We start from the raw sequence: 17,993 nt of genomic DNA, 5'->3' as shown, positions 1-17,993 counted from the left end.
TGGAAACACATCCCTGCGTATAAGTTAAGTGTCTGGTGTGGGTATCTATATTTAATTTGAAATTATATCTATGATTTTATTATAGTTAGTTCTATAAAGCATGCGTTCAATATTTAGTTCTAAATTGTTTCCTGTTCCATGAAATTCCAAAGTTCTGGTATTAGAGAGTTTTTTACTGTTTTCACGAATGGTCTTGTTAAGTTCTATAATTTTTCCATCCATTAGCATATTTACTTTTGTTAAAATTATATCTGAATCTGTAGAAAATGTAACATAAGTATTTCCATTTGATTCGTATACTTTTTCTAATTTGACATTTTTATTCTCTATATTGATATTCTCATTTTGAATTCCTTTTTTTAGTTTGAATTTTTTATTTACAATATGCTCGGAAGTTAAACCGCAGAGTTGAACTTGGAGTTTTTTAAAGTTAGAAGGTAAAGTTTTAAAATTATATTTGAAATTAACTCCATCAATGTTTGAACTAAGTTCTGCCTCCTGGTTTTCTATAATTTTTCCATCAGCAATTAGTTTTATATCTAGGCCACTAGATGAGAAGGTTATGCCACGCAACCTATCTATAGCTAGTTCTAGTGTGCTTTTTAATTTTCCTTTTATTATTGTAGTAGTAGGAGAAGCAGATATATACTGAAGGCGAAGATTGATGTCATCTATCTCTATAGTTTTATTTAAAAATTTTTTTATGCTGTGCCCTATGGCTTTATTTTTATCTAGTGTAAAGGAAATTCGGCCTATTTCACTACTTTCTTTAGGAATTATAGATAATACTAGATATTTATCAAATGCAGAAGGAGGATCAAAATTGGCAACAGCCCTTAGTTCAGTTTTTGTGCCATTTGTAGTTCCATAAGAACTATGGAACTGCTCATCACTAAATTTTCCACTCATTGTTAAATCAATGGAAGTGTTTTCAATATTTCCACTAGGAGCTTTTATTGTATAAAAGACTATTAGTCTATTATTATCTACCATTATCCCATCTAAAATGAAAACCAACCCGTTTTTAAAGGCAAAGCTCTTGTTTACAGTTTGTCCTTTTCCTAATTCATTTAACTTTTTTAAATTTGCATCCATTAGTTTATCATAACCTGTAAGCTTTTCTGAATAAAAACCTAAGGTATTAAAGTTATATCCTATTAAAATGAAACAAATAAAAATTGTAGCAATCTTAATTTTTAGGAATTTATTATTTCGAATTTTAATATTCTTATTTTCTAATGAGATTCTTAATCTGCTTTCCAAGGATTCGGGAACATCCAATTTATCAAATTCTAACTTTTTTTCATTTAATAACTTTTCTATATTGTTCATTATTTTTCACCTCCAAGGCTTTCTTTAAGTTTTTTCAGACCATTAAACATACGAGATTTTACCGTTCCAATGGGTATATTAATTATTTTTGATATAGTTTCATTGTCCAGATCTAAAAAATAATGAAGCTTAATCACTTCTTGAAATTTGTAATTTAACTTTGATAAATGCTTTTGCAGCATAATTTTTTCATCAAAGTTTTCTTCATAAAGTTCTTCTTTAACATAATCTAAAGATATTATTTTTTTCTTTTCCTTTAAGCATTTCTTACAGCAGTTTACTAAGATTGTTTTGCTCCAGCTATAGAAAGCATCGGATTTTTTTAACTTGCGGATATTTTCATATAAGATTACAATAGTATCTTGCAATACATCTAAAGAATCCTCCTCATTTTTCATATATAAATAAGCTAATTTATAAAAATCCTTTTTTTGAGCCATTATAAGCTGCAACAGAGCTTCCTTATCACCTTGTTTTGCTTTCTTAACCAATACATCTATATCCATTTAGCACCTCGATTCTATATATAAGAGTGTTAAGTCATGAAAAAAGTTCATTTTTCCGCAATATTTTTTATAATATATTTTAATATAATTAGATCAATTAGTAGAGTTTTTGTTAGAAAAGTTGTATCTGCATATCTAAGAATATTATTTTTTATTTTAAGTAAAGCTAACTATAAAGAAGGAACAAAATACGAATTGTACTTAAATATAGTTAACATGGTAGGGGGTGACATTGATGCTCCATATTTTTATTAAAGGAATTACTATCGGATTAATAACTGGTATGCCATTAGGCCCAATTGGTGCCTTATGCTTAAAGACAACACTTACTAATGGGGCGTTGTTTGGGCTTATAGCTGGATTAGGTTCCTGTGTGGCAGATTCCATTTATGCAAGTATTGCTGCAATGGGATTGATTTTTATTGCAAGGTTTCTTGCTAGATATCAACATACTCTTCGCATATTTGGAGGAATTATATTATTAGTCTTTGGTATTAATATTATTTTATCAAAAAAAGAAAGCGAGCAAGAGATTTCAAATAATAAGAACCTTTTAAAATCTTTTTTGACTACCTTTCTACTTGCCATAGCAAATCCAGCAACAATATTCTCATTTCTTTTTGTGTTTTCTAGCTATGGTTCTAAAAATATCGGACATGGCGTAGCAGCAAGAATTATTTTAATAGTTGGGGTATTTTGTGGAAGTTTTTTTTGGTGGGTTGCACTTGTTTCGATTGTGAAAGTATTTAACAACAAATTTGATTTGGGAAATATTTCTGTTATAAATAAGGCGTTGGGGTCAGTAATAGTTTTTTCAGGAATAATATTTATAATTAGCACAGCTAATTATAAAAAATATATACATATGCAGCCGCCTTATATACATTCAAAGCTTTTTGAACTAATATTGCATTTAAAGCCACATATCCATTTTTATAAAAATCGCTAAGAAATTTAATGAAAATATGATATGCTATTAATTAAGAATAGATAGCTTCTATTTATAGTTGGATATGAAGACCAGTCTATAGTATAATCGCAAAGTTGTAAGAATTTTTTGAATATTTATAGAGGTGATAATATGGTGGAAAATATTTTAGATACATTAAATGAAGAACAAATAGAAGCAGTAACAACTACAGAAGGATATATAAGGGTAATTGCAGGAGCAGGTAGCGGCAAAACAAAGGCTTTAACTCATAGATTTGCTTATTTAGTTAATGAACTTGGTATAGCTACATCTAGTATTCTTTGTGTTACATTCACTAATAAGGCTGCTAATGAAATGAAAAAGAGAATTAGAAATTTGATTGGTGATAATGATACAGGATATGTTTCTACATTTCATGGATTTTGTGTAACTATTTTGAGGGAAGACATACATGTACTGCATTATCCGAAAAATTTTATTGTAATTGATACTGAAGATGCGAATTCTATACTTCAAACAATTTATCAGGATATGGGTATAAATTCACGTAATTTTACCTTTGATATGGCGAAAAACTCTATATCCTTTAGAAAGTCAAATATGAATTATTTAGAGAATATATTGAGTCTTGATAACAATGAGCTGAAGGAAAAATGTCTTAATGCAAGGACTATAGAAGAAGGCATATTTTACAGATACATATGTGAGCAAAAGAAATGCTATGCCTTGGATTTTGATGATTTAATGAATTTTGTCTTATACATATTTACTAAGTTTGAGGAAATTCGTTTGAAATGGCAGAAGAGATTAGAGTACGTTATGGTAGATGAATTTCAGGATGTCAGCATAGCACAATATAATTTTGCGACTATTTTAAGTGGATACCATAACAATTTATTTATTGTAGGGGATCCGGATCAAACAATATATTCATGGCGTGGATCAAAAGTAGAATTTATTCTGAACTTTGATAAAGAATTTCCAAAAGTGAAAACAATTATTTTAAATAAAAACTATCGTTCTACTCCTAATATACTTAATGCGTCTAATTCGTTAATCAGAAAGAACAAAAATCGTATTGATAAGGATTTAGTACCAGTAAAAGATATGGGGATACCAGTCTTATTTAATCATGCAAAAACAACAAAATTAGAAGCGAAATGGATTGTAAAACAAATTAGACTACTATTAGAAAGTGGAAAGAAGCTTAAAGCCATAGCTATTCTATATCGTTCACACTTTGTATCGAGAAGTTTAGAAGAGGAGTTTATTAAGGAAAATATAAAATATATTTTATATAGTGGAATTGAGTTCTATAAGCGTAAAGAAATTAAAGATGTTCTTTGTTACCTCAGAATAATTGCATATGCAGATGATATATCTTTTATAAGAGTTATAAATGTACCAAAACGAAATATAGGGGATAAAAGAATTACATTTCTTAAAGAATATGCAGAGAACAAAAATTATTCCTTATACGATGCTTTAAAGTACAATATAGAGGTGGATTTAATTAGCAAAACAAAGGCAAAGGAATTTTTAAACTTAATAGAAAAATATAAAGCTATATATAATGAAATGAAAATATCCGATTTGATTACTTCTATATTAAACGATAGTGGATATGAAGCAATGTTACGAGTAAGTGGAGAACAAGATAGATTGGATAATTTAGCAGAGCTAAAACAGTCTATATTTGATTATGAAAAAAATTCTGGTGAAGAAAGTACACTTGAGGGCTATCTTGAAAAAATAGCTTTATTTACAAACTTAGATCAAAAAGAAAGATCAGATTCTGTAAAAATGATGACGATACATACTGCAAAGGGATTAGAATTTCCATATGTCTTTGTATGCGGTTTAAATGAAGGAATTTTTCCAAGCAAACATGTTAATACCATAGATAAATTGGAAGAAGAACGCAGACTGGCATATGTAGCTTATACAAGGGCAGAAAATGCATTGTTTTTGAGTGATGCAGAAGGAATTAATTATGATGGATCTTTTAGGTATCCATCAAGATTTATTTTTAATACTGAAAAAGCATTTTTAAATTATGAAACAGAATTGGAAGAAAGCTTAGTAGAAGAAGCCCAACTCTTTATAGAGCAAAATGAAAAGAGATTTAATTGTAATGATATGCTCTTTAGTGTAGGTGATATAATAGAACATAAGGTTTTTGGCAAAGGAGAAATTTTAGAACTTAATGAGAATAGTTCATCATACGTAATTAAATTTGAGAAAATGGAGACTACTAGGAATATAAGTTTTAAGACAAAGTTAGAGTTATCTAATTTAAAGTCTTAGATATACTAATAGTGGTATAGGATTTTTTTATGTATAAAATTAAATTTCTATTTACCGCACAAATCTTATAATTTATAATATTCTTAAATACATTCTAGTAATTTTTAGAAGGAGACAAGCATATGAGGGATGGTAAAAGAATAACTTTAAGAAAACAATGGAATAGAAACATTATGAGTCTTGTAATTGGAATATTCTTAGCAATGGGGGTTGGGTTTTATTTTTTCCTAGAAGGTGCTGTAAAGACCGTAGCCATTAGCACTAGTACATTAACTTCTTCTGTTATAGTAAATGAAATAGAAGGAAAAGATTTGAAGGAACTTATGGACAAAAAGGAAAACAGCTCAATTTATAAAGAACTTGATAAAGAGCTAGATTTAATTTCGACTAGAGGAAACTTAATAGTACAAAATGTCTACATATTAATTAGTGAAGGTAATGACAAGTGGAGTTATGTAATAGACAAATCTAAAGATAACAAAGCAAATTTTGGACAAGCTTTTAGTGATGCTGAAAAAATTGAAAAAATAAATGCTGCCGTAAAAACGGAAAAGCCAGAGGGAATAAAAAAGGGACAGTTATCATCATATGTACCTATAAAGGCTAATAATAATGTTAATATAGTGATAGGCACAGAATATAACATGCATACTTTTCATATGATAGAGCTTTTAATAATGGCAATAATAGCTGTAGTAATGCTGATTGCACTTTTAGTAACTAAATTTTTTGTAAGTATAATTACTAAGAAACAAACGGAATCTGTTACATCCTTAGTGGAGAAAATGAAAGAACTATCTAATCTGGAAGGAGACCTTACAAAGAGATTGGAGATTAAGAGCAATGATGAGATAGGTGATATGGCTTTTTACACAAATAAAATGTTAGATACACTTCAAGATATGTTAAAGCAAATAGATAGTACAGCTAAAAAACTTAGCAATACAAATGAGATATTCATAGAAGCCTTTAATTCTTCATTAGAGGAATTTAATATGATGAGTTCATTAACTGATAATATTAGGTCTAGAATGGAAGATGAAAATAAAAAATTAGTAAAGGTATCTGAAAATGCAAAAGACATAAATAGTGCAGTAATGAATGTTGCTGAAAACTCACAAGTTGTTACTGAGCAAGCATTAAGTACGAGTGAAAATGCAACAGATGGAAAGAAAGTTATGGATAGGCTAGAAAATCAGTCTAATGAAATATTGGGTGTGGTAAATAATACATCTGAAATTGTTAAATATTTAGGAGATAAATCAGAGAAAATAAATGGTATAGCGGATACAATTAGTGCAATATCTTCTCAAACAAATTTACTAGCTTTAAATGCATCTATTGAAGCAGCACGTGCAGGTGAGCAAGGCAGAGGATTTGTTGTTGTGGCAGAAGAAGTTAGGAAACTAGCAGAAGAGTCATCTAAATCAGCAGAAGAAATTTTTAAATTAATTCAAGAGGTAAAGCATGATATAGAAGAAACAACAAAGTCTATGAAGCATGTTTCAGAAAAAACACAAGAGCAAAATTCATTTGTAAAGGAAGCTTCTGTAAAATTTAATCAAATAGTAGAATCTATAAATGTAGTATCAAACAGTGTTGAGGAAGTGTCATCCGCTTCAGAAGAGATGTCTGCTAATATTAATATTATATCAAATGAAATGCAGGAATTGGCAGCTGCCTCGGAAGAAAATGCTGCTGCCTCGGATGAGGTTGTAAGTTCAATTGATAACAGAATTAATTCTTCAAATAAGTTGAAAGCTATGACAGAAGATTTAGAGAACGCAGCTGAAGAATTGTCTGCAAAACTATCAAAATTAAAATTAGATTAATACAGTTTTAAAAAATTTAAAGGCACCTCAGTGAGGTGCCTTGCTTTTACAGGAAATTGATATCAAAAATAAACCCCAAAAATAAAAATTTATAGTAATAATCTAAACCTAATTGAATATAATTTAAAGTATCAGTAATTTTTGGGGGGGGATTGAGCTATGCCTATTAAAAAACTATTATTAGTAAAGTTGTTAATACCTATATGTATAATTTTCTTTGCATTAGAAGGAATTTATACAACGTCCATACAAGCAAAAGAGACAGGGCAAAATAATTGTAAAGGCTACTCTAATTTTGCAAGTAGTGGAAATACATCAGGAAATATTTCTAACTATGGATATTATGTTGCTCATCAAAATTGGATTTATTATAGTAATTTTGATGACAAAGGCAAGCTCTATAAAATGAAAACAGATGGTACTGGTATTCAGAAGGTTATTGATGAAAATGCTAAATTCATAAATGTAATTGGAGATTGGATTTATTATATAAGTTATGATGATGAAAATAGTTGTATAAATAAAATAAAAATTGATGGTAGCAGTAGAACCTCATTAATTGAATATGATAGACACATTAAATTTTTAAATGTGTATGAAGACAAGATTTATTATATACTAAGCAATAATGAGGCAGATGTAAAAAATTATTATTATTCTATTAATGAACTAAAAACAGATGGAACAAATGTTGGAGAGGTATTTAGATTTGAAACTTGTTCCTCGCCACAGTATTTTTATTTGTCTGGAAACTATGGTTATTGTTTAGTTAATAAATATGGTGGTCATAGCTATAATAACGCTATCTGCAGGCTTAGCTTAGATAGTAGTAATAAATCTACTATGTTGGTTAGCAATGCTATAACTTTTAATGTATCTGAAGGCTGGATCTACTATGGAACTTTTAACGAAATACGAAGGATTAAAGTAGATGGAAAAGAAGATAAAAAAATTACGGATGGTTTTCCAGGAGGACTTCCAGATGGACAGTGGGGAGATCCGCCATGCCTTAATGTAGATGGAAACTGGATTTATTATAAAGATTGGTCAACACAGATAATTTACAAATTGGATGTTTACGGAAAAAACAAGACAAAGCTAGCAGATTGCATAGCAGACTCAATAAACATAGCAGGGGACTATTTATATTGCCCTGAGTATCAAGCTGATAGTTCAGGAGAATTTTATAAGTATATAGATATAAGAAAAATTAAAAAATAAATTTAGTATGCGAATAAATGTATATAACTTGATGGTTATATGCATTTATTTATTTTTTGTATAGTATTATGTAAAATATTTTTAACAAAACCATAAAATTTAATTAATAGAATAATGTTACTATGTTTGTATAAAATATGGATTATATGGAGGTATATACATGGAACAGACAGTAGATAAATTGGATTCTCCTAGAAGCAAAATTCAAATAAAGAAAGGAATTTTTAAAGAGTTAGAGCCATATTTTTATCTTATTCCTTGTTTAGTTATTTTTTTAGCATTTACCTACTTTCCTTTTTTGAAAACTATTTATTTAAGTTTATTTAATACTAATGCTCAAGGTGAAATAAGTTCTTTTGCAGGTATAACAAATTATTTAGAGCTCTTTAAAGCACCTTCTTTTGTAAACAGCATAATAGTTACTTTTAAATTTGTAATTTTAACTACATTCTCATCTATTATATTAGGTCTTATTACAGCTCTTCTATGTAATAATAAGTTAAAATTTCAGAGTATATTTAACACAATGTATGCTATGCCAATGGCGGTATCCTCTGCATCTGCATCTATCATTTGGCTTCTACTTTTTAATCCCAGCATAGGCTTAATTAATTATCTACTAAAAAGAAATATAGGGTGGCTTACTAGCCCGTTTTGGGGGTTAACTGCAGTATGTATTGTTACTGTTTGGATGAACAGTTGTATAAATTTTATATTTATAACAGCAGGTCTTCAAAATATTCCAAAGGAATTAAGAGAAAGTGCTTCAATAGACGGAGCAAATTATTTGCAATGCTTAAAGAGCATAATTTTACCTTGCCTATCTCCAACTTTGTTTTTTGTATTAGTGATCAACGTAATAAATGGATTTCAGACTTTTGGGCAAATAAATATCATGACTTTAGGAGGTCCAGGAGAGGCTACCAATGTATTAGTATATTCCATATATAGAGATGCATTTTTCAACAACAAATTTGCTACAGCAAGTGCTGAATCAATAATTCTTTTTTTAATAATGCTTATCATAACATTAGTTCAATTTAGATACGAAAAAAGAAAAGTATTTTACAGTTAGCGAGGTGAAAGAAGATTATGAATAAAGTAAATAGGATACTTCTCTATGCAGCCAACATCATGTTTGCAGTAATAGCTGTAGCGCCGCTTATATATGCATTATTTATTAGTTTAATGCCACCGCAGCAAATATTTGCTTTTCCACCTAAGCTGATGCCAAAGAGTTTTTATATTCAAAATTATATTGATGCATTAAATACTGCACCTATACTTAAATTTATATCAAATAGTTTTATTGTTTCATTACTAGTAACTTTAGGTCAAGTTATAACTTCTTGTATGGCGGCCTTTGCTTTTTCCTTTTTCAATTTTAAGGGGAAAAACATATTATTTGTACTAATGTTGGCTACAATGATGATTCCAGCGGAGGCGACTATGATATCAAATTATTTAACTGTAGGTTCACTTGGGTGGCTAGATAGTTATAAAGCCTTAGTAGTACCTTACTTAAGCTCTGCTATGGGAATATTTATGATGAGACAGTATTATTTAACTCTGCCCAAGGAACTATACGAAGCGGCAAAAATTGATGGCTGCAATAGCTTAAGATTTTTAATAAGTATAATAATGCCTATGTCAAAGCCAGTAGTAGGGTCACTTGGAATATATACTTTTTTAGTTACTTGGAATCAATATTTATGGCCTTTACTTGTAACAAGTAAAGATAGCTCGAGAACAGTACAAATAGGGATAAGTATGCTTCAGTTTTCTGAAAATCAATCTTTTGGTCTTATAATGGCTGGTATCGTAATGGTGCTTCTACCTTCTATATTGATTTTCATATTTGGACAAAAACAACTTGTAGAAGGTATGACATCTGGTGCAGTTAAGGGATAATAATTTAAAATGTATTTTGAGAGGAGAAAAATAATGAAAAAGAGACTTATAAGTTTAATCACGGCATCTTTAATGGTTACGGGTATTTTAGCAGGATGTGGAAACAATAGTAAGAGTGCAGATAGCAGTGGAAAATCTGTGGAAATAACATTTTGGCATTCCATGGGAGGCAAGAATGGACAGGCAATAGCTAAGATGGTAAGTGATTTCAACAGTTCACATAAAAATATCAAGGTAAATGCTCAGTATCAAGGAAAATATGATGAAGCTATAAATAAATTGAAGAGTGCTAAAAAAGGTAATGCTGGACCAGATGTAATGCAAGTTTATGATATTGGTACTAGATTTATGATTGATAGCAATTGGGTTGTTCCAATGCAAAAATTTATAGATGCAGAAAAATATGACACGTCTCAATTAGAGCCTAACATATTAGGATACTATACGGTAAACAATAAACTATATTCAATGCCATTTAACACATCAACTCCAATATTATATTATAATAAAAATGCTTTTAAAGAAGCTGGATTAGATCCTAATAGTCCTCCAAAAACTTTTGCAGATGTAGAAAAATACTCTGCTGCGTTAACAAAAAAGGATGGCTCAGGAAATGTTACACAATACGGATATTCCATGGCAATATATGGATGGTTTTTTGAACAATTTATTGTAAAGCAAGGCTTAAACTATGCAAATAATGGTAATGGTAGAGAATCAGCACCAACAGCAGTTGAATTTGATAAGAACGGATCAGCATTAAAGCTTTTAACTGAGTGGAAGAAATTAGTTGACTCCGGTAATGTAGGAAACTTTGGAAGAAATGAAGATGACACCGAAAATGCTTTTATTGCTGGTAAAACAGCTATGTACATCGAATCAACAGCGGATTTAAAAACAGTTTTAAGTGGTGTTGGAGGAAGATTTGAAGTTGGAACAGCATTTTTACCCTCTTTTGAAGGAACACAAGATGGAGGTGTTTCTATAGGGGGAGCTTCACTGTGGGCTTTAGATAACAAGGATGAGGTAAAACAAAAGGCAACTTGGGAATTTATTAAGTTTATGGTATCACCAGACGAACAAGCTTATTGGAATACCCAAACAGGATATTTCCCTGTAACACAAAAAGCTTATGATGTTCAAGTTATGAAGGATAATTTACAGAAGGCTCCGCAGTTCCAAACTGCTATAGACCAGTTACACTCATCACCTAAGACAGCAAGAGGAGCATTAATGTCTGTATTTCCAGAGGCAAGACAAACCGTTGAAAAGAATATAGAAGAAATGCTTCAGAATAAACAAAAACCCGATGAAGCAGTTACAAATGCAGCTAAGAGTATAAATGAAGCTATTGAAAAATATAATAGTAGTAACAAGTAGCTAGTAAAGATGAGTACGGCCGAAAGTTGACTTTCGGCCGTATATGTCTATATAAAGATAAGGAGATTGTGAAAATGAAAAGAAGTTTAAATATTGCCCATAGGGGTTTCAGTGGAAGGTATCCTGAGAATACTATGCTTGCCTTTAGAAAGGCTGTGGAGGCAGGATGTGACGGAATTGAGACGGACCTGCATATGACAAAGGATGGGGTTATAGTAATCTGTCATGATGAGACTATAGAAAGAACTACAAATGGCAGAGGATTTATTTATGATTATAGTTATGAAGAATTGTGTAAATTTGATGCAGGGATTAAGTTTGATGAAGAGTTTAGAGGAGAAAAGATACCAAGTATTGATGAATTCTTAGAATATGTAAAAGACAAAAATTTATTAATAAATTTAGAACTTAAAAACGATGTAATACATTATGAGAAGCTTGAGAAAAAGGTGATAGAAAAGATTTATGAATTTAAATTGAAAAAAAATGTAATAATATCGTCTTTCAATCACTACTCAATGGTTAGGGTAAAAGAATATGATGATAAAATTAAAACAGGATTACTTTGTTTAGCAACTCTTTATAATGTGCATGATTATGTAAAAACAGTAGGTGCTGATGCGGTACATCCATTTTTTTTATCTATGATGGATAAGAAAGTAGTAGAATGCATAAAGAAAAATGAAATAAGAATAAATGCATATACAGTAAATGAAGAAAAAGATATGAAGAAGCTCATAGATTTAGGTATAGATGGAATTATAACTAACTATCCAGATAAGTTGAAGAAAATTTTAACATCCTTGTAAGATAATCCAATAGTTATAAATTGCTTTTTATCGAAGAGTAGGAAAAAGGAACAGATGCTGTGAAGTTCAGTATCTGTTCCTCTTATATATTATCAAAATATTAAAGTCGATGTTACATATTTTCTATATAAATCAACAAAATAGAAATAATACATATACATCACTTTATGTTTGACATAGGATAAGTACAAAGGAGATTCAAATGATACGTTTAAGTAAACATCAGCTATTTACGTTAATGTTCATATTTGAAGTAGGAAGTACTACGCTCTTTGCATTGGGAGTTAAGGCAAAGCAAGATGCATGGATTGTTATTTTACTTGCATTACTAATTGGATTAGGTTTTATATGGATTTATACGGAACTTCAGAAGACATTTCCAGATAGAAACTATGTTGAAATAATTCTTATTATACTAGGAAAAAAATTTGGAGTTCCTTTGGTTATATTAACTGCATTGGGGTATGCTTGGCATTGCGCTCGTAACCTTAGGGAATTTGGAGAAATGATAACTATAACTATACTGCCGGAAACACCAATATGGATTATACTTTTTCTATTCATGTCAGCTAGCATATATACAATGTTAAAAGGAATAGAATCACTAGCTCGTTTAAGTGAATTGGTTATGCCTGTGCTTATAATTTTTATGATTAGTATATATGTTTTTATTTCTATATCAGGGAGAGTAGACTTTAAAAGGTTAAGGCCAGTGTTAGGCAATGGTATCAAACCTATATTAGAGAACGTTCCACAAGTAATAGTGTTTCCTTTTGGGGAAATGTTTGTTTTTCTAATGTATTGGAATTATGCAAATGAAGGAGGTGCAGTACGGAAAGCTGCTATAAAAGCAGTCTTATTATCAGGAATATTACTTTGTTTCTCTTTGATAATGGACATTACTGTGTTAGGAGTCGAGTATACTTCTATTACTACAATTCCTTTAATAGAGGTAGTGAAATTGATTAATATAGGAAACATAATAACGAATATAGATACTATAGGTGTTTTTATTATATTTTTAGGTGGTTTTTTTAAAATGACTGTATATTTAAATGCTGTGATTTTAATTTTACATTCACTATTTAAAACCCAAAACTATAAGTTAATAGTTTTTTTAGTTAGTATTCTCATATTTTGGTTTTCTATCTCATTTGAACCTAGCTATGTTTACCATCAATGGATGTTCCCCTTTGATGTACATTATTTCGGTATATTTTATGCAAATATTTTACCATTATTATTACTAGTTATTTATTGGATAAAAAAGAAGAGGAGTCAACTGTAAATATTGAAAGGTGAGTGGATATGTGGGTTGTAGAATTATTAAAAAAGACATTTGAGGGAAGAGGAGTTTATGCAACTTTAATAGCTATATTTTCTTGGATATATACTTGCATTATGGTAGGAATACTCATTTGTCAAGTTTTCCTCTATATTTTTAAAGTAAGATATTCTAATCCTAGTTTTGATAAAAATATTAATAAAAAAACAGATGGAAATAAGGAATAATAGTATAGCCATAAACAGATAATAATATAATAAAGTGGAAGTTGAGGTGTAAAAAGTGTTTAACTATTTATATAAAAAACTTAAGTTTATACAACTTAAAAGCCCCAAAGTTAACAATGAAACTATAGAAAGCAAAACTTTACAACCTAGAATTTCTACTTGTCTTAAAGATAACTTGGATACCTTAAAAAATATTTTAGGGTCAAGTAACGATATAATTTACCGTGACTTTTCCTTTGGATCTAAAAGGCAAATAAACGCTGCAGTTATATTTTTAGAAGGCATGACAGAAAAAGAAACTATAAATGAAATTATAATTAAACCTTTTATGTATGATAGCAGGCTGTATAATTTAGAAAGTGAATTAGAATTAGGAGATATAACTGTTGTGAAAAAATGTATGCTTTCTGTTGGAAATGTCAAGCAGGTTAAATCTATAAATGAAATAATAGATGGATGCCTATCAGGAGATACAATATTTCTTATGGAAGGTTGTAATCAAGCTTTGGTTATTCATTCAAGAGGATGGGAAACTCGAGGTGTGGAGGAACCAAAAACAGAAGCTGTAGTAAGAGGTCCAAGAGAGGGTTTCTGTGAAACTATATCTACCAATATGACATTATTGCGTCGTAAAATAAAAAATCCAAACTTAACCTTTGAAACAATGCAAATTGGTACACAGACAAGAACCAATATATGTATTGTTTATTTGAAGAAAGTTATCAATCCTAAGCTTGTAAAAGAAATAAAAGAAAGATTAAATAGAATTAATACAGATGCTATTTTAGAATCGGGTTATATTGAACAGTTTATAGAAGATGCTCCTTATTCTATTTTTCCTACGATAGGTAATTCAGAAAAACCAGACACAGCTGCGGCTAAGATACTTGAAGGCAGAGCCGCTATCTTAGTTGACGGCACTCCTTTTGTACTTACTATGCCAATGCTTTTTATTGAAGGCTTTCAAAATGCAGAAGACTATTATTCAAGAATGTATTTTGCAAGTCTTTTAAGAATTTTAAGATTTTTTTCCTTTTTCATAAGTATATTATCTCCAGCGACCTATGTAATGCTGTCCACTTTTCATCAAGAATTAATACCTACCACGCTATTGTTTACGATGGCGTCAAGCCGGGAAGGAGTCCCATTTCCTGCAATTATGGAAGCAGGGCTTATGATAATAACTTTTGAAATTTTAAGAGAAGCAGGTGTTCGATTACCTCGCCCTGTAGGTCAGGCAGTAAGTATTGTAGGAGCTTTAGTAATAGGTGAAGCGGCAGTAACAGCAGGATTGGTATCAGGGCTTATGGTTATTGTAGTAGCGCTAACAGCTGTTTCTAGTTTCGTAGTTCCAGTATACACAGATGTGGCAGCTATTTTGCGAATTATATTTCTTATTTTAGCTGGAACTTTAGGCATATTTGGAGTTGGTATTGGTTCATTAGTAGTACTTGTGCATATTGTATCCCTAAGATCTTTTGGAACTCCATATTTATCTCCTTTAGCTCCATTGAGCATAGGAGATTTAAAGGATAGCTTCATAAGAACTCACTTATGGAGCATGTTCACTAGGCCAAGAACTATAGGATGGCATAATTTAAAGAGACAAGAACCAGGATCAAAACCTAGAACACCAACAGAAGAGGAAGACAAGAATTAGAAATATTGGTGGAATTATATGAGGTGAATCTAATGAAAAAATACATAAATATAGGGGTGAAAATAATTATATGTATTTTAGTGTTTTCAAGTCTAACTTCCTGCAGAGGTTCTCATGAGTTAAATAAACTAGCTATTGTAATGGGAGTTGGAATCGATAAAGGAAAAGAAAAAGAATATCCAGTAGAGGTTACTGTACAACTAGCTGATGTATCAGGGATTAAAAGTTCTTCAAAAGATAAGCAGAGCGGAGTCGGGAATACTAGTTATCTAAACTTGCAAGAAAGTGGAGAAAGCATTTCTGAGTCATCAAAAGCTTTTAGTCGCAAACTAAATCGTAGACTATTTTTTTCACATAATCAAGTTCTTATATTAGGAAAAGATATAGCAGAAGGTGGAATTGAAAAGCATATGGATTTTTTCTTGCGTTACAGGGAAACCCGCCTTTTAACATGGGTTTTGGTATCTAAAGGATCTGCTAGTGACATACTAAATATAAGACCAGAACTTGAGTCTACTCCGGGAAGAAACATTGGGGAATTGATCAAGAATGAACAAGAAATATCACAAATACCCTCTGTAGATTTAAAGGATTTTGCTTCTAAACTGATGAGCAAAACTACAGCACCTATTGCACCTATAATTGAGGTTTCAAATGACAATGACAAAAAAATAGCATATCTTTCAGAAACAGCAGTGTTTAAAAAAGACAGAATGATTGGAACCCTTAATAAAATAGAAACTCATGGATTATTGTGGGGGATTAATAAAGTTAAAGACGGAATTACTGTTTTAAGTACAGAGGATGGTAAGGATAAAATAAACATTTCAACAACACATGCAAAAAGTAGAATAATCCCTAAGATAAAAGATAACGAACTAAGCATAAAGATAGAAATAAAGCAAGAAGGAGATTTACAAGAACAAACTTCTTCTGAAGATTTAGCAAATCCAAAGGCTTTTGTAATTCTTCAAAAATCTGAGGAAGAGGCTATAAAGAAAGAAGTAATGGCGGCATTAAAGAAATCAAAGGAGTTAAAAGCTGATATATTTGGATTTGGAGATATTGTATATGAACATTATCCTAAGCAATGGAAGAGTATGGAGAAGAACTGGGAACAAATTCTTCAAAATCTTTCTGTAGATGTAAGCGTAGATTCTAAATTAAGAAGAACTGGTAGAATTACTAAACCTATTATGTTTAAAGAAGAGTAGTATTAATTATAAGAGGTATAAAAATGATATTTTTATTGATAATCATCTTTATAGGTATAATATTGTTTGAAGCTCCAGTGATGATTAAAAAAGGATACTGGCACGAACTCAAAGTATTTTTAGGTTTTTTAACTGTAGCTTTCACTATGAGCCTATTTTATATTACAGGTGTACCTATACCTAATCCTGTGAAAGGTATGGAATATTTAGTAAAAGATGTAATGCATTTAAATTATAAATAAAATAACATTTATACATAGAGGTATGAGCTATGAAAATAGAAAAAGGTATAATATCAAACACGGAATTAATGTTTTTAATTATTGGTTTACTTCAAGGTTCCACGCTTACAGCAGCTTTTATAAATGGAATTATAAGGCAAAACACCTGGGTAGTTTTACTAACAGGCTTTATTACCACTTTAATTTTATTATTGGTTTATACATCACTAAGCCAAAAATATCCTGGAAGAAATCTAATAGAAATAAACAGCGGAATATATGGATGCTATTTTGGAAAAATAGTTTCTATATTATATATTTTCTATTTTTGGTTCATTGTTCCTGCAAATTTAAGATATATTGCAGATTTTTTTTCTATATATCTTTTCCCGGAGACAGATATTATTGTATTTATAATGGCAATTACAATAGTTTGTATATATACACTAAAGAAAGGGTTAGAAGTAATAGCTAGAGTAGGCTTTATTTTAACCATGATGACAATTGTCGCAGCTATATTAATTACGATATTCACCATAAAAAATATTCGCTTAAATAACTTTTTACCACTTTTTCAAATAGATTCAAAAGAATTTATTCAAGGAACTAATCTTATGGTATGCATTCCCTTTGGTGAAATAATTGTGTTTTTAATGATTTTTCCACGTGTTAATGATATAAAACAAGTAAGAAGATCTGCACTTTGGGGATTAATTGTAGGAACTTTATACTTTTTAAGTATCATTTTAGGAAACACAGCCATACTTGGTAATATAGGGTTTATACATGCTTTTCCTTCATATCAAGTAGCAAAACTCATAAACATAGGAGAAATCATTACAAGAATGGAAACATTAATTGCAGTAATGCTATTATTTAATGTATTTTTAAAAACTTGTCTATTCTACTATGCAACCGTGTTATCTGTAGCACAATTTTTCAAATTGCGATCTTACAAGGCTTTAGTAATTCCAGTTGGAATAATAAACATTGTATTAGCTATTATCATATATAATTCACCAGTAGATCAGGAATATGAAGCTGCTAATATATATCCTATATATGCTATTCCATTTATAATTCTGTTTCCTATTGCTTCTCTGCTTATAGCGCATGTTAGAAATACGGTTCAAAAATAATTAATAAAAAAACTAGGT

General features: G+C 30.1%; 17 protein-coding genes. 15 read left to right on the top strand and 2 right to left on the bottom strand.

Annotation, left to right across the window (positions count from 1 at the left end; genetic code table 11):
• Positions 1-51 precede the first annotated feature (51 nt).
• The gene (locus tag I6U48_RS20935) at positions 52-1,332 is read right to left on the bottom strand and encodes a DUF4179 domain-containing protein (protein ID WP_218322427.1); all 1,281 of its coding nucleotides are present in this window, start codon (positions 1,330-1,332) and stop codon (positions 52-54) included.
• Positions 1,332-1,838: an RNA polymerase sigma factor gene (locus I6U48_RS20930; protein ID WP_218322426.1), complete on the bottom strand. Its 507-nt coding sequence runs from the start codon at positions 1,836-1,838 to the stop codon at positions 1,332-1,334. Before I6U48_RS20930 ends, I6U48_RS20935 begins: the two co-directional genes overlap by 1 nt.
• A 36-nt stretch (positions 1,839-1,874) precedes the next feature.
• Here I6U48_RS20930 and I6U48_RS20925 point away from each other — a divergent pair, with 36 nt between their 5' ends.
• From I6U48_RS20925 to I6U48_RS20855, 15 genes are all read left to right on the top strand, one after another.
• Positions 1,875-2,093, top strand: a complete 219-nt coding sequence (locus I6U48_RS20925; protein WP_218322425.1) for a hypothetical protein — start codon at positions 1,875-1,877, stop codon at positions 2,091-2,093.
• Positions 2,074-2,787 carry a LysE family translocator gene (locus I6U48_RS20920; RefSeq protein WP_218322424.1) on the top strand — a complete coding sequence of 238 codons (714 nt, stop codon included), beginning with the start codon at positions 2,074-2,076 and terminating at the stop codon, positions 2,785-2,787. Before I6U48_RS20925 ends, I6U48_RS20920 begins: the two co-directional genes overlap by 20 nt.
• A gap of 132 nt (positions 2,788-2,919) precedes the next feature.
• The gene (locus I6U48_RS20915) at positions 2,920-5,076 is read left to right on the top strand and encodes an ATP-dependent helicase (RefSeq protein ID WP_218322423.1); all 2,157 of its coding nucleotides are present in this window, start codon (positions 2,920-2,922) and stop codon (positions 5,074-5,076) included.
• Between the two features lie 122 nt (positions 5,077-5,198).
• On the top strand, positions 5,199-6,908 hold the full coding sequence (locus I6U48_RS20910) for a methyl-accepting chemotaxis protein (protein WP_218322422.1): 1,710 nt from the start codon (positions 5,199-5,201) through the stop codon (positions 6,906-6,908).
• Positions 6,909-7,067: 159 nt separating this feature from the next.
• Positions 7,068-8,129, top strand: a complete 1,062-nt coding sequence (locus tag I6U48_RS20905) for a DUF5050 domain-containing protein (RefSeq protein WP_218322421.1) — start codon at positions 7,068-7,070, stop codon at positions 8,127-8,129.
• Positions 8,130-8,289: 160 nt separating this feature from the next.
• Positions 8,290-9,204 carry a carbohydrate ABC transporter permease gene (locus tag I6U48_RS20900; protein WP_218322420.1) on the top strand — a complete coding sequence of 305 codons (915 nt, stop codon included), beginning with the start codon at positions 8,290-8,292 and terminating at the stop codon, positions 9,202-9,204.
• A gap of 17 nt (positions 9,205-9,221) precedes the next feature.
• Positions 9,222-10,040 carry a carbohydrate ABC transporter permease gene (locus tag I6U48_RS20895; RefSeq protein WP_218322419.1) on the top strand — a complete coding sequence of 273 codons (819 nt, stop codon included), beginning with the start codon at positions 9,222-9,224 and terminating at the stop codon, positions 10,038-10,040.
• A 33-nt stretch (positions 10,041-10,073) separates the two neighbouring features.
• The gene (locus I6U48_RS20890) at positions 10,074-11,420 is read left to right on the top strand and encodes an ABC transporter substrate-binding protein (RefSeq protein WP_218322418.1); all 1,347 of its coding nucleotides are present in this window, start codon (positions 10,074-10,076) and stop codon (positions 11,418-11,420) included.
• Positions 11,421-11,494: 74 nt separating this feature from the next.
• Entirely contained in the window at positions 11,495-12,229 is a 735-nt protein-coding gene (locus I6U48_RS20885) for a glycerophosphodiester phosphodiesterase (RefSeq protein WP_218322417.1), read from the top strand.
• A 202-nt stretch (positions 12,230-12,431) separates the two neighbouring features.
• Positions 12,432-13,517: a GerAB/ArcD/ProY family transporter gene (locus tag I6U48_RS20880; RefSeq protein ID WP_218322416.1), complete on the top strand. Its 1,086-nt coding sequence runs from the start codon at positions 12,432-12,434 to the stop codon at positions 13,515-13,517.
• A gap of 20 nt (positions 13,518-13,537) precedes the next feature.
• On the top strand, positions 13,538-13,741 hold the full coding sequence (locus I6U48_RS20875) for a hypothetical protein (RefSeq protein WP_218322415.1): 204 nt from the start codon (positions 13,538-13,540) through the stop codon (positions 13,739-13,741).
• 55 nt (positions 13,742-13,796) lie between these two features.
• Complete coding sequence (locus I6U48_RS20870) at positions 13,797-15,401, top strand: spore germination protein (protein ID WP_218322414.1); 1,605 nt, start codon at positions 13,797-13,799, stop codon at positions 15,399-15,401.
• A 32-nt stretch (positions 15,402-15,433) separates the two neighbouring features.
• Positions 15,434-16,615 (top strand): Ger(x)C family spore germination protein, encoded by a 1,182-nt coding sequence (locus I6U48_RS20865; protein ID WP_218322413.1) that lies wholly within the window; start codon positions 15,434-15,436, stop codon positions 16,613-16,615.
• 23 nt (positions 16,616-16,638) lie between these two features.
• Entirely contained in the window at positions 16,639-16,857 is a 219-nt protein-coding gene (locus I6U48_RS20860; RefSeq protein WP_218322412.1) for a hypothetical protein, read from the top strand.
• Positions 16,858-16,886: 29 nt separating this feature from the next.
• On the top strand, positions 16,887-17,975 hold the full coding sequence (locus I6U48_RS20855; protein ID WP_218322411.1) for a GerAB/ArcD/ProY family transporter: 1,089 nt from the start codon (positions 16,887-16,889) through the stop codon (positions 17,973-17,975).
• Positions 17,976-17,993 lie beyond the last annotated feature (18 nt).

Source organism: Clostridium thailandense, from assembly GCF_019207025.1.
Classification (GTDB): Bacteria; Bacillota; Clostridia; order Clostridiales; family Clostridiaceae; genus Clostridium_AM; species Clostridium_AM thailandense.
Note: the sequence above shows the minus strand (reverse complement) of the source record. Positions and strands in the feature narration are given on the sequence as shown.